Genomic DNA, 13,386 nt, shown 5'->3' with positions numbered 1-13,386 from the left:
GGAACTTTTTCAAAAAATCCGCGTTAACGTCAGGGCTTGCAGTCAGCTTGACCTATGCAATCACGTCATTCTGAGGGAGACGTCTTACCATGAGCTTATCCGCCACCATCGCACCACATCTGCCCTTCCTGCGCCGCTTCTCGCGGGCTGTTTCCGGGTCGCAAGAGAGTGGTGATGCGCTGGTAGCCGCGATGCTCGAGGCCATCATCGCCGATATCGAGATATTTCCCGAAGCATCGAGCGACCGCATCGCGCTGTACAAGGTTTTCGCCAAGCTGTTCACATCCGTCGCCATCCGCGTCCCGCAGGAGCAGGCGCAATCGGCGTGGGAACAGCGCACCGCCGCCAATCTGAATGCGATCGCGCCGCGGCCTCGTCAGGCCTTTCTGCTCGTGGCTGTCGAAGGCTTCAGCGAGGACGAAGCGGCTGAGATCCTCGACGTCGGCGACCAGGAGTTTTCAGAGCTGCTTGCCCAGGCGAGCAACGAGATATCCCGTCAGGTGGCAACCGACGTTCTGATCATCGAGGATGAACCACTGATCGCCATGGATATCGAAGAAATGGTAGAGAGCCTCGGGCACCGCGTCGTTGGAACGGCGCGCACCCATGCCGAGGCAGTGATGATGTTCGGCAAGACACGGCCGAAGATGGTGCTGGCCGACATCCAGCTTGCCGACGGCAGTTCCGGCATCGAGGCCGTGAACGAGATCCTGTCATCGACGTCGGTGCCGGTCATCTTCATCACCGCCTTCCCCGAGCGCCTCTTGACTGGCGAACGGCCGGAACCGGCCTTTCTGGTCACCAAGCCGTTCAATCCCGACATGGTCAAGGCGCTGATCAGCCAGGCACTGTTCTTTGACCGCCAGGCGAAAGCCGCCGCATAGTCGTGAATTGGGGAAGTGGTAATCGTGCCGCCTGATGCACGCGGGCGGCGACGGTGAAATTCCTGCGCGCTTCCTGCTTGAACGATTTGCAAGCTCGGTCTTTTTCGGCAAAGGGTGGGAACAAACCGCAGCCACCCACGTTTTTATCGCACAATTCGAAGGAGATGCATCATGCTTTACTGGGCGCTCGTATTTCTCGTCGTTGCGATCATCGCCGGCGCGCTTGGTTTCGGCGGCATCGCCGGTACATCTGCCGGCATAGCGCAGATATTGTTTTTCATCTTCCTCGCTTTCCTGGTCATTTCGCTTCTTGCGGGCCTGTTCAAACGGGCTTCATAACAACGAACGGCCGAACACTGGAAGCCGCACCCCTCAAACGGTTTCCAGCCACCGCCGGGCGGTGTCCTAAAGGACGCCGTCCGGCGGACCGTTTTTTGGCGGCGGGTTCGGGAAACCTGTTTGGAACCCATTCACCGGTGAGCCGTTCAGCCTGAATTGGGTGGACAGTTTGGCCGATGGGTTCCAGGACCAGAAACAGGAAGGACGACGTGCAAAGCGATGAAGTCATCGCCCTCCATCCTGCCGAAAGCGGCATGCAGCTCGGCCGCGCCCTTCTTCACGCGTTGCACAATGCCGGCATTTCCGTTCTCTACCAGGATCGCGAGATGAAAACCGTATGGGCGCGCAACATGCGTGCGCCCTGGGTTTCGGACACCACCGACAGCATCGGTATTCTGCCGGAGGCGCAGGCCGACCGCATCGGCGCGGCCAAGCGCGACGTCATTGCATCCGGCAACCCCCAACGTCTCGAGATCAGCGTTCCCGTCGAGGATGGCAGCCGCTGGTTTGAGGTCTGGATCGATGCCGACCACGGCGACGGCGGCACGGTGCAAGGCGTCGTCACCACAATGGTCGAGACGACCGAGCAAAAGCGCCGCGAGCAGACCCTGACGACGCTGTTGCGGGAGGTAAGCCATCGCTCCAAAAACCTGCTGGCGATCATCCAGAGCATAGCCACCCAAACCGGTCGCTACTCCGACAGCATCGGCGATTTCCTGACACGCTTTCGCGGCCGGCTGCAATCGCTGGCTTCGTCCCAAGATCTCGTGACCTCTTCCAACTGGCGGGGTGCAGCACTTCGCGAACTCGTATCGGGCCAGGTGGGCCGCTACGGCGGCGATCCGGTTCGCAGCCTGAGATTTCAGGGGGCAAACCCCTATCTCAATCCCAACGCTGCCCTGCATATCGGCCTTGCGATGCATGAACTCGCCGTCAATTCGGTGAGCTATGGCGCCCTGTCGCGGCCCGATGGATTCGTCGATGTTACAGCTAACCTGACCGCCGCCGACACGGGAACCTCCCTGTCCCTGACATGGGCCGAGGCAATCGGAGCCAGTGATGTTAGGCGTAGCGAGAAGCGCTTCGGCAGCGTCGCACTCGAACGGGTCGTGCCGACGTCGCTGAACGGAACGGCGACGCTCGAAATCGCGGCTGGCCGTCTCGAGTACCGCCTTGTCGTTCCGCACGGCAATTTCGAGACGGATTGAGCGACCCGAGCTTCCTTAACCAGCTGTTCACCATAAAAGCAGATGCTGTTTTTCCCAGATACCGCTGGAACTTGTTGCATCACCGAACATTTCCGCAGCAGGATTGCAGCATGGTGAGGGAGGAATGCCTTGACGGTTGCCGACATGAACAGACTGGAGCAGGCCGCCCGGATTTCCATGGGCGAGTTTGAGGACTCCGAGGCATCCGCGCCACCGCTGGCCCCTGTTCCCAATGGGGCCTTGCGCCTTGTCGCTGGGCCTGCTGGCCGTGATCGCGGTGGTCGCCCTGTACCAATTGGTCTGAGGCCAGCTCGTTTCGGCCGGTGACAGAATCGATTGTCGCCCTCTTACTTCCCTGCCCGGCCCAGCGAGCCAGGAACTTTGGCGAATGTAGACCGTTACTATGGCGAGAGGACTTCCCGCCATGGAACATATCGCTGCATTGCTGCTGGTCATCGGTTGCTCGAACACGATGGCCGACTGCCGTGAACTCCAGGTGCCCAGAAGCGTTTTCGCGAGCGCCGAGCAATGCGTGGCCGAACGCCCGTTCGCCTTGGGCGACGTGCAAGGGCAGGCTGACAACATCGTCGCCAAATGCCTTGCCGTCGATCCGGCGCTTGAAGACGACTATGATAAGATCGTCTGGAATGTGCGCGCCGATGGTACGCTTGACGCGTCTTTGGCAATTTCCAGCCTCGTAATGGCGTCGAACGCGGCACGCCCAGAAAAAGACTATCTTCACCAACAATAGATTGCAGCAGCAAAGGCCGTCATTTCATGCTAAATGGCAGCTGGAGCTTTACCAAGTGAGGACAAAAAGTGAGGAGTGACTCTATGCGGAAGATGATTATTGCACTGGTTGCGGTGGTTGCCGTCAGCGGCTGCACCTCGACCGAGCAGGACGTGGTTGGCGGCGGCTTGATCGGCGCCGGTGTCGGCGGCTTGGTCGGCGGCGGCAAGGGTGCGCTGATCGGCGCGGCCGTTGGTGCCGGTTCCGGCCTGCTGGTGCGCAATCTGCGCAACGGCTATTGCCAATATCGCGATCATCGCGGCCGGATCTACACGGCTCGCTGCAACTAATTCGGCGATCATCGAAACGTCGATCCGGAGGCCGGTCCGCTGGCCTTCGGATTTTTCATGTCTGGACGCTTGATCCTTTTCGGGTGAAGGTCGCGCTCAGTTGGCGAGTGGAATTTTGATTTCCACGTTCAGCCCATTGGCCTGGTAATCGCGTTTAATCGTACCGCGCAGTTCGCGCGTCACGTTGAGATCGATCAGCTTGGTGCCGAATCCGGTCTTGGCTGGCGCTTCGAGTTTGGTCTGCCCGTTTTCGCGCCAATTGAGAGCCAGCGTCCTGTCGCGCCCGCGCCCTTCGACCGACCAGTCCACTTTCAGCGCGCCGACGGAATTGCCGGCTTCGCCGTATTTCAGCGCATTCGTCGCCAGTTCGTGGAAGGTCAGGCCGAGCGCTTGCGTCGTGGTTTCGTCGAGCAGCACCTGTGGTCCCGACAACAGCTCATCGGGTAGCTCCTTGCCGAACACCTGACCCAGCTCGATGCGCAGGAGATCGCCAAGATCGGCCTTCTGCCAGCGCGAGCGCGTCAGCATATCCTGGGACGCCGCCATCGCCTGCAGCCTGGCCGAGAAGGATGCGGAAAACTCGTTGACGTCGGTAGCCCGCGACGCCGTCTGGCGCGCGATAGCCAGCACCCTGGTAATCGAATTCTTGATGCGATGCTTCATCTCCTGCAGCATCAGGTCTTTTTCGATCAGGCTCTTTTCCGTCGTTTCGTGCAATCGCGACGCTGCCTCATAGGCCCGCTCCTGATAGCGCGCCACCAGCGCGATGGCGCCCGCCAACAGCAGGCCGAACAGCCCCAGCATCACCGGAATGGCGCGCGACGACGGCTGCGAGAAGGCGCTTGTCGGCCGGAACAGGACAGTCCACGGCCGTCCGGCGACGATGATCTTTCGGGTGACCAGCAGCCTGTCGCCGAAAGTCGACGCCGGCGGCGTCTCCGACCGGAACAGCAGATTATCGCCGTTCACGGCACCATCGCCATCATAGATTTCGGTGTTGACCGGCAGCAACGGCGACCGGCTGAGCGCGGTCTGGAACAGATCGCGAGCCCGAAAGGCCGCATAGAGAAAACCGGCCGTCGAGGATCTCGAAGCATTGATGACGTCGGGAGCGGTTTCGACATTGAGCCGCACGAAAACGAAGAAGCCGGTGAACGTCTGCGCGGCGCCCGTGTCCTGGCCCAATTGCACCAGCCCGCTGGCGTGCTGCTGGTCGTCGGACATCGCCTTTTCGATCGCCACACGCCGCGCCGGTTCGCTGAACATGTCATAGCCGATGCCGGCTTGATTGGATGGATCCAGCGGTTCGAACAGCACGATAGGGGTGCGCCAGGGTTGAGTGGTATCCGGATAGATTGGATGACTGTCGCCATAATCGTGCAGCATATCGCGTTCGACCGTCGCCTCGTCGCCCGCCTTTGCCAGCCTGAGGAAGCCGATACCGCGCAAGCCGGCGAAATTCTTGTCGACATCGAGCGCGTTGAAGAACGCCTTGAACTCATTGCGAGAAATATCGCCATTGCGGGCGTCGAACAGGGCCTGCGTTGAGCGCAGCAGCGACAGATGCAGGTCGATGCGGCTCTCGATCCGGTTGAGCGCATCGTCGGCAGTCGCCTCGAACTTGATGCGCGCGGCTTCCTGCGTGGCGAAATAGGCAAAACCTGCCATCACCATGCTGATCAGCGCGACGGCGATAAAGGCGATGATCGGAAAAAGCTTCTTCAACGGATCGTGCGGTCCCTGAGCAATGTCGGACCTTTATGGGCAAGTCGCCGTGCCAACACAATGCCAAGGCCAAGCCATCCTTACGGCTGGCATATCACTTGTCCGGCAACCGCGATCTGGCTCGATCTCAGGCCGCTATCTTCAGCGCGCCCGGTCCGGGAATGGCGCCCGGCGGGCATTTGCCCAGAATGATCATCCCCAGCACCTCGTCCTGGGTGACATCGGTGGTGCGGGCGGTGCCGACGACCTGGCCGTTCTTCATGACGCAGACCCGGTCGGCAAGCTCGAACACATCGTGGATGTCGTGGCTGATCAGGAAGATGCCGATGCCGTCGGACTTGAGCTGCTTGACCAGTTCGCCGACCTGCGCCGTTTCCTGCGGACCAAGCGCCGCCGTCGGCTCGTCCATGATCAGGATGCGGGCGTTGAACAGGATCGCACGCGCGATCGCCACCGATTGCCGCTGGCCGCCCGACAGCTTGATCACCGGCTCCTTGAAGCGCTGGAACCGGGGATTGAGCCGACCCATCACCTTGCGCGCCTCGGCCTCCATGGCAACGTCGTCGAGCGTGCCCCAGGCGGTCATCAGCTCGCGGCCGAGGAACAGATTGGCGGCGGCATCGACATTGTCGGCCAACGCCAGCGTCTGGTAGATCGTCTCGATGCCATATTTCTTGGCGTCGCGTGGATTGGAGATCGATGCCTCCTCGCCGTTGACGAAGATCTGGCCCGAATCGCGCTTGTAGGCGCCGGACAGGATCTTGATCAATGTCGACTTGCCGGCGCCATTATGGCCGAGCAGCGCCACGACCTCGCCGGGGAAAAGATCGATCGAGGCGTCGTCGACGGCGCGGATGCCGCCAAACGCGATCGAGATGTTCCTCATGTCGATCAGCGCGGTGGCTGCAGGAGCAGTCTTGTCAATCATGGCATGCCCTCCTAGACGCGCTTGCGATAGACGGTGTCGAGCCACACGGCGATGACCAGTACGGCCCCGACGACGATGCTCTGCAGCGGCGAGTCGACGCCGAGCAGCACCATGCCGGACTGCAGCGACTGCATCAGCAGCGCGCCCAGCATGGCGCCGATGATCGTTCCCGATCCGCCGGCAAGCGACGTGCCGCCGATTACGGCGGCTGCAATGACCAGCAGTTCGTCGAGCGTTCCAAGCACGTTGGTGGCCGAATTCTGCCGGGCCGAGGAGATTGCCGCGGCGATCGTGGCCAGCACGCCCATGATCATGAACACCTTCATGGTGATCCAGCGCGTGTTGATGCCGGCGAGATTGGCCGCCTCGGGATTGCCGCCGATGGCAAAGACATAGCGGCCGAAGCGGGTGCGGTTGGTGATGAAGGTCATGACCAGCCCGACGGCGACCGCCATCAGCACCGGTATGGCGATACCGTGGGCGATGAACAGGCCGCCTTCGGGAACGGTGATGTTGTTGGCGGCCGCATATCTGTTCACGATGCCGATCGGCCAGGGATAGGAATTGGCGAGCCAGACCGCGCCCATGATGGCGCCGCAGGTGACGAGACCGAGCAGCGTCTCGGCCCAGATCGGACGTAGCGGAAACCGGAAACGCTTGCGCTGCACCCGGCCGTTGAACAGCCCAAACACCACGGCGAGGCAGGCGACGATCCCGACGACCCAGCTCCAGGTCGCGCCGATCGATCCCGCCGGCCCGCCGCCCATCAGCTGAAAGGTGGCGTCGAGCGGCGCCACGGTCTGGCCTGACGTGACCCACCAGGCCGCACCGCGCCAGACCAGCAGGCCACCCAGCGTCACGATGAAGGCGGGCACTTCGAGATAGGCGATGACGAAGCCTTGAAAGGCGCCGATCAACAGGCCGAGCGCCAGGCCGATGACCAGCGCCAGGACCCAGATCCACGGATTGCCGAGTTCGAGCCCGACAAAGCGCACCAGGAAATGCACCTGGGCAAACCCCATCACCATGCCGATCAGGCCCTCGGCGGAACCGACCGACAGGTCGATGTTGCGCATGACGATGACCAGCACCATGCCGCAGGCCATGATCGCGACCGCGGATGTCTGCACCGACAGGTTCCACAGATTGCGCGGCGTGAGAAAGGTGCGGCTGTCGAAATCGAGCGGGTTGACGCCGAGGCGCAGGCTGGAAATGACATGCAGCCCAATCCAGATGACCAGCAGCGCGCCGATCATGCCGAGCATGCGGGTATCGATCTCGGTCGCCTTCAGGAACCGGGCGACGGCCCCGAGTTCCGACGCGCGCGCCGTATCGGTCTGCGGGTTTGACGTCGTATCGGTCATGATTTCCTCCCACCGACTGGCCGTCTGACGCGCATGCCGGAGCCCAGCCTAGAAGCTATCCGCATGATGCGGAAACACAAAAGTTTTTGAGAAAACGCCGCGGCTTTTGGGCCGCGGCGTTGAGAATGCAGGAACAAGCCAGCTTTTAGTTGCAGGCCGCGACGGTGCCGACAGCGACGCCCGTGCAGACTTCTTCCTTCTTGATCCAGCCAGCGTCGATGACGAGGTTGAGATTGTCCTTGGTGATGGCAATCGGGGTCAGGAACAGCGACTTGACGGTGTTGCCGCCCGGCGTCGTGAAGTCCTTGGCGCCGGCAATGTCGCCGGTCTTCTTGCCGTCTGCGAGCTGCGAAGCGATCTCGGCGGCGGTCTTGCCGAGCTCACGCGCGTCCTTCCATACCGAAACGGTCTGCGTGCCGAGCGCGATACGGTTCAGCGCGGCGTGGTCGCCGTCCTGACCCGAGACCGGCACTGTGCCGGCAAGGCCTTGCGCCGTCAGCGCCGCGACGACGCCACCGGCGGTGCCGTCATTGGCCGCGACCACCGCGTCGACCTTGTTGTCGTTGGCGGTCAGGAACTGTTCCATGTTCTTCTGGGCGTTGGCGGGCAGCCAGCCGTCCGTGTAGGCTTCGCCGACATTCTTGATCTTGCCGCTGTCAATGGCTTCCTTGAGCACTTCCATCGAGCCCGAGAACAGGAAGTCGGCATTGGGATCGGCACCGGAGCCCTTGATGAAGACGTAGTTGCCTTCCGGCTTGACCTTGAACACCTCGCGGGCCTGCATGCGGCCGACTTCCTTGTTGTCGAAGGTCAGATAGAAGACGTCCTTGTTCTCGATCAGCCGGTCATAGCCGACGACCGGGATGCCTTCGTCCAACGCTTTCTGCACCGCAGGGCCGATGGCCGAGGCGTCCTGCGCCAGAATGATCAGCGAATTGGCGCCCTGCGAAATCAGGCTTTCGACGTCGGTGAGCTGCTTGCCGGGATTGGACTGCGCATCGGCGGAGATGTACTTGTCGCCAGCGGCCTCGATCGCCGTCTTCATGGCGGCCTCGTCGGTCTTCCAACGCTCTTCCTGGAAATTGGACCAGGAAACGCCGACGACCTTGTCCTTCGCCTGCGCGAGAGACGCGAGCGTCAGCGACATGGCGGCACCCGCCAGGATGGCGGCTGTGAATCTTTTCATATTATCCTCCCTGCGCCGCGTATGGCGCGACCAAACTGACCCGAGGGCCGGCACAGAAGCCCTATTTTTTCGAGCCTCGAAAAAATACTGGGCCAACGCCTGAACGCTGTCAACATCGAATCTGATGGATTTTGATGGCCTTTCGAATTTTTTTCGAGCCCCGGAATAAATAAATGACAGGGCGCGCGGCTTCTGCCAGTATTTATCTGCGTTGCCGACAGCGTTCCAGGGCAGGAAGAACCGCGGCGACCGGGAGGACGTGAAAGAACATGTCGGTCGGAATCCGCCACGACGATCTGCGTCGCCGCAACCGGGCGATGGTAATTGCGGCCGTGCGCCAGGCCGGACAACCGTCCCGCACCGAAATCGCCGCGACCACAAGCCTCAGCCATTCGACCATCTCGGCGATTTCCTCCGACTTGATCGTCGAAGGCATCCTGACCGAAAGCAAGCCGAGCGAGGCCGGCTCGCTCAAACGCGGCCGGCCGCAGGTCGGCCTCAGCCTCAATCCGGAAGCGGCCGCGGTAATGACCGTGGTGCTGTCGCTGAACTTCCTCTCCGTCGCCGTCATCGACTATGCCGGCCAGGTAGTATCCGAGGAACAGCGCCGGCTGGACACGCTGACGATGTCGCGCGAGTCGCTGATCGGTGAATGCACGGCAATCGTGCGGCGCCGCCTGGCAGATCCCGACCTGGACGTGCGCAGCATCGCCCGCATCGCGCTGGCGATCCAGGGCATTACCGACACCCGTGCCCGCGCCATGCTGTGGTCGCCGATCACGCCGCACACCGATATCGCCTTCGCTGACATATTCGAAGACGAGTTCGGCATCCCCGCCATAATGGAGAATGACTGCAACATGATGGCGGTGGCGCTGCGGTGGCGCGACCCCGATCGTTACCGCGACGATTTCATCGCTATCCTTTTGTCGCACGGCATCGGCATGGGCCTGGTGCTGAAGGGCGAATTGTTCACCGGCACCCATTCCTCGGGCGGCGAATTCGGCCACATGATCCATCGGCCGAACGGCGCGCTCTGCCGCTGCGGACGGCGCGGCTGCGTCGAAGCCTATGCGGGCAATTACGCCATCTGGCGCAACGCCAGGCAGATGGGCGAGGATGCAGAACCCGTCGCCGATGTCAGCGACGCCGACATGCGCGCCCTGGCTGCCGCGGCCCGCGAAGGTGACGGACCCGAACGGGAAGCCTATCGCAAGGCCGGCGAAGCGCTCGGCTACGGTCTCGGCAGCCTGTTCGCGCTGATCGATCCGGCGCCCGTTGCCATGGTCGGCGTCAGCGCGGCCGCCTTCGACCTGATAGAGCCGGCACTGCGCGAGGCGATTGCCCAGACCGCCGGTGGCCAGCACTCAAAATCGATTTCCTTCGACACCGAGCCGAACGAACTGCCACTGATCCGCGAAGGCTGCGCCATGCGGGCACTGATCTTCGTCGATCAGGAGATTTTTGCGCCGGGCGTGCAGGCGAGAGGGAGCGCCGGAAAGAGCGTGGCGTGAGGACCAGGGTCAAAATTGCGCGGTCCGCAACATCTACCGCTCCGTGAAAGCGCGCGCGAAGGAATCGCGCATCGGACGTACGAGATACTCGAAGAAAGTCCGTTCGCCGGTGCTGATGAACGCTTCTACCGGCATTCCAGGGTAAAGCTGCTCCGCTTTTACGCCGGGCGGCAAGTCGGTGGCAATCTTCAGCTTGGCGCGGAAATAGGGTTCATGCGTAGCCTGATCGATGAGCCGATCTGCGGAAACCTGTGTCACCATGGCTGAAATCTCAGGGGTGAGCCGCATGTTCAACGCTGATAGTCGCAGTTTTGCCGGCTGGCCGACACGAACCTGGTCAATGTCTTTCGGCGGCAGCCGTGCATCGACGATCAAGCCCGATGCCGTAGGCAGAATCTCCATGATCTTCTCGCCGGGGGCAATCACGCTGCCCCTGGAATTGTAGGTGGACGATACCACGATGCCCGCCGCCGGCGCCTTGATCGTCGTCCGCCGCAGCACTGCCTCGGATGCCCGCATCTGTTCGTCAATGTCAGCCAGCGAAGAACGTACCTCGTCGAGTTTCGTCAGGGCTTCCTCCACGCGTTGCGTGGTCAGGCGCTCTATCTGCTCCTGGGCTTCGACGATCTGGGTGTTGGCCGATGCAAGATTTGCCTCCAGCGCCCCTGCCTGCCCGACGAGATCGGCCTCGCTACGCAAAAGCTGTGAATATTCAGTGCGATTGGTGAGGCCCTTGTCCAAAAGGCTGGTCTTGATGCCGAGTTCTTTCTTCACGACTTCGGCCTGTTGCTCAATGGCCTGTTTCTGGGCCTGCAATCCGACAACAGACTGGCGATGCATGGCAACCCGTTGCCTGAGGATCGATTGTTCCGATCGAAATCGGGCGAGCCTGGCGTTGAATTCCTTCTGCTGTTCTTGAACCAGGACCTCGAAATTGTTTTGGAACGGTGCCGGCGCAGCCTCTGTGATTGGCGCAAGCCGATCCAACCCGTCGCGTTCCGCCTCCAGCCGCGAGGCGCTGGCCTTCAACGCGATCGACTGTCTCGTCAGCCGGTTGAGTTCGGCTTGCGCGGCTGTTCGATCCAGCAGGATCAGTTCCTGGGCCTGTTGCACCCGATCACCCTCATGGACGAGCAACTCTTGGATGATGCCGCCCTCGGGATGCTGGATGAGGATGTTCCCGCCTGTCGCCGAGATTGTGCCTTGCGTGATGACCGCGCCGGACAACGGTGCACTGACCGCCCAATAGCCAAAGCAACCCATCAATATCGCCATTGCCGCGTATCCGGCGAATGCCACCCGGCGAATGTCGGTGCGTGCTGTGCCTTCCCGGACGAGGCTCTGTGCTGTCATCTTCTACGATCCAAAGCGGACACTATGAGGGGTGCCGCGGTTCGTTGTTGCAAAAGACCCTGTCACCGCCATGCTGCGCTGTGGGGCAAGGCCGATGCCGGCGATTGGCTGCCGCATCACGTCGCCGCTTGGACCGAAGGCTTCGATCACTCCGCTGCGTAGAAGCATCACGCGGTCGCAGGCTGCGGCGACCGAAGGGCGGTGCGTTATCACGATTGTCGTAACGCCCGCCGCTTTCGCGGCGGCAAGCACTTCTTCGAGCGCGGCTTCGCCGCTGCCGTCGAGATGGGTACTGGGCTCATCCAGAACGAGAACATGCGGATTGCCGTAAAAAGCGCGCGCCAGCCCGATCCTTTGGCGTTCGCCGCCCGACAGTGTTCTGTCCGACGAACCTATTCTGGTCTGATAGCCGTCTCGCTGCTCCAGTATCAGCTCATGCGCCCGGGCATTCTTTGCTGCCTCGACGATAGAGGCGTCATTCGCATCGGGTTCAAAGCGGGCGACATTTTCCGCGATCGATCCGGGAAAGAGCTCCACCTCCTGAGCGAGATATCCGATATGCCGGCCAAGCTGCTTCTCGTCCCAGGTTCTGAGATCGGCGCCATCAATCCTGACGCAGCCGCTGGTTGCCTGAATCGCACCGACAAGTAATCTTGCCAGGGTGGACTTGCCGGCTCCGCTCGGACCTATTATCGCCACCGCTTCGCCTGCGCCGATGCGGAAGTTCAGTCTCTTGATGATGGGTTCGGTGCCGGGTGTGGCGTTCGGCGCGACAAAGATGAGGCCCTGCACGACAATTTCGCCGGACGGGTCCGGCAAGGTCAGTTTTTGCGCATGCGCCGGATGGGCGGAAAACGCCTTGTCCAAACGCTTCCACGATCGTCTGGCGTCGACGATCTGCCGCCATGACCCGATCAGTTGGTCGAGCGGCTGCAGCGCACGGGACGACACCAGGGAAGACGCGAAGATCATGCCGGCCGTCATCTTCCCTTGCAGCACGAGCCATGCTCCGACACCCAGTATTGCTAGCTGAAGCATCATGCGTACGGCTCGCGACGTTCCACTGAAAATCGCGTTGGCCATCGACGAACGGTCATGCAGGACTAGCGCCTCCGCCACGTGCCTTCCCCACACTCGCGCGGCGTTTTGGATCATGCCCATGGCGCGCAGCGTCTCTGCATTCCGGGCAAAGGCCTGCTCCGACAGGCTGGCAACAGCCGAGCGTTCCGCCGACAAGGCATCATTCTTGCCGATGGCAAACTGATTTGCCACGACCAGCGCAAGCAACAGACCAGATCCCGCCAGCGTAAGCCAGAACAGCAAAGGATGGATGAGGTACAGCAGGGCGAGGAAGAACGGAGCAAACGGCAGGTCGAACAAGACCGCCGCGCCACGTGACCTGATGAAGGCGCATACCGAGGCAAGGTCGCGCAGTGGAGGCAGGGCTGCTCCCCCGGCGTACTTAGCCTCCAGCGAGACGGCGAATGTCCTCGCGCCCAGTCTGTTGTCGACAATGGCTGCAACGCGCTGCGTGTAAACGGAGCGGACCGCATCGAGGAGACCGAGAAAGGCGAGTGCGAGAACCGCGATAGCAGAGAGGTAAAGAAGCGTCTCGACGCTGGAGGAAGGCAGGACGCGGTCATAGATCTGCAAGAGATAAAGGGGGATCACCAATAGCAGGATGTTGATGAGGAACGAAAAAACACCGACATCGGCGATGGCGCGCCTCAAGACTGCCCGCAGATCAGACCGTGCAATCATTCCCGCGCTCCTAACGGCTCATGGCCCCAACATAAGGGCGTCGC

General features: G+C 61.6%; 12 protein-coding genes. 6 read left to right on the top strand and 6 right to left on the bottom strand.

What is annotated here, in order from left to right; genetic code table 11:
• Window positions 1-89: 89 nt before the first annotated feature.
• From NKH06_RS23390 to NKH06_RS23370, 5 genes are all read left to right on the top strand, one after another.
• Complete coding sequence (locus NKH06_RS23390; protein WP_023810997.1) at window positions 90-884, top strand: response regulator; 795 nt, start codon at window positions 90-92, stop codon at window positions 882-884.
• Window positions 885-1,055: 171 nt separating this feature from the next.
• The gene (locus tag NKH06_RS23385; RefSeq protein WP_013529282.1) at window positions 1,056-1,223 is read left to right on the top strand and encodes a DUF1328 domain-containing protein; all 168 of its coding nucleotides are present in this window, start codon (window positions 1,056-1,058) and stop codon (window positions 1,221-1,223) included.
• A 176-nt stretch (window positions 1,224-1,399) separates the two neighbouring features.
• Entirely contained in the window at window positions 1,400-2,431 is a 1,032-nt protein-coding gene (locus tag NKH06_RS23380; RefSeq protein ID WP_352750502.1) for a sensor histidine kinase, read from the top strand.
• A 424-nt stretch (window positions 2,432-2,855) separates the two neighbouring features.
• Entirely contained in the window at window positions 2,856-3,182 is a 327-nt protein-coding gene (locus NKH06_RS23375) for a hypothetical protein (RefSeq protein WP_023810995.1), read from the top strand.
• An 83-nt stretch (window positions 3,183-3,265) separates the two neighbouring features.
• Window positions 3,266-3,511: a YMGG-like glycine zipper-containing protein gene (locus NKH06_RS23370; RefSeq protein ID WP_023810994.1), complete on the top strand. Its 246-nt coding sequence runs from the start codon at window positions 3,266-3,268 to the stop codon at window positions 3,509-3,511.
• Between the two features lie 96 nt (window positions 3,512-3,607).
• Here the strand turns inward: NKH06_RS23370 and NKH06_RS23365 are convergent, their stop codons facing one another.
• The 4 genes from NKH06_RS23365 to xylF form a co-directional block, all read right to left on the bottom strand.
• Entirely contained in the window at window positions 3,608-5,236 is a 1,629-nt protein-coding gene (locus NKH06_RS23365; RefSeq protein ID WP_128305027.1) for a CHASE domain-containing protein, read from the bottom strand.
• Between the two features lie 127 nt (window positions 5,237-5,363).
• The gene (locus tag NKH06_RS23360; protein WP_023810992.1) at window positions 5,364-6,164 is read right to left on the bottom strand and encodes an ATP-binding cassette domain-containing protein; all 801 of its coding nucleotides are present in this window, start codon (window positions 6,162-6,164) and stop codon (window positions 5,364-5,366) included.
• Window positions 6,165-6,175: 11 nt separating this feature from the next.
• Window positions 6,176-7,528, bottom strand: coding sequence for a sugar ABC transporter permease (locus NKH06_RS23355; protein WP_352894185.1), 1,353 nt, complete (start codon window positions 7,526-7,528; stop codon window positions 6,176-6,178).
• A 145-nt stretch (window positions 7,529-7,673) separates the two neighbouring features.
• Window positions 7,674-8,714, bottom strand: coding sequence for a D-xylose ABC transporter substrate-binding protein (gene xylF / locus NKH06_RS23350; RefSeq protein ID WP_352894183.1), 1,041 nt, complete (start codon window positions 8,712-8,714; stop codon window positions 7,674-7,676).
• 269 nt (window positions 8,715-8,983) lie between these two features.
• Here xylF and NKH06_RS23345 point away from each other — a divergent pair, with 269 nt between their 5' ends.
• Window positions 8,984-10,228: an ROK family protein gene (locus NKH06_RS23345; RefSeq protein ID WP_352894181.1), complete on the top strand. Its 1,245-nt coding sequence runs from the start codon at window positions 8,984-8,986 to the stop codon at window positions 10,226-10,228.
• A 33-nt stretch (window positions 10,229-10,261) separates the two neighbouring features.
• Here NKH06_RS23345 and NKH06_RS23340 read toward each other — a convergent pair whose 3' ends face one another.
• Window positions 10,262-11,581 carry an HlyD family type I secretion periplasmic adaptor subunit gene (locus NKH06_RS23340; RefSeq protein ID WP_352894179.1) on the bottom strand — a complete coding sequence of 440 codons (1,320 nt, stop codon included), beginning with the start codon at window positions 11,579-11,581 and terminating at the stop codon, window positions 10,262-10,264.
• A 3-nt stretch (window positions 11,582-11,584) separates the two neighbouring features.
• Complete coding sequence (locus tag NKH06_RS23335) at window positions 11,585-13,342, bottom strand: type I secretion system permease/ATPase (RefSeq protein WP_352894177.1); 1,758 nt, start codon at window positions 13,340-13,342, stop codon at window positions 11,585-11,587.
• Between the last annotated feature and the right edge of the window lie 44 nt (window positions 13,343-13,386).

Origin of the sequence: Mesorhizobium sp. M1342 (genome assembly GCF_040317955.1) — a bacterium.
Lineage (GTDB): Bacteria > Pseudomonadota > Alphaproteobacteria > Rhizobiales > Rhizobiaceae > Mesorhizobium.
This window is presented reverse-complemented; position numbering and strand designations above follow the sequence as displayed.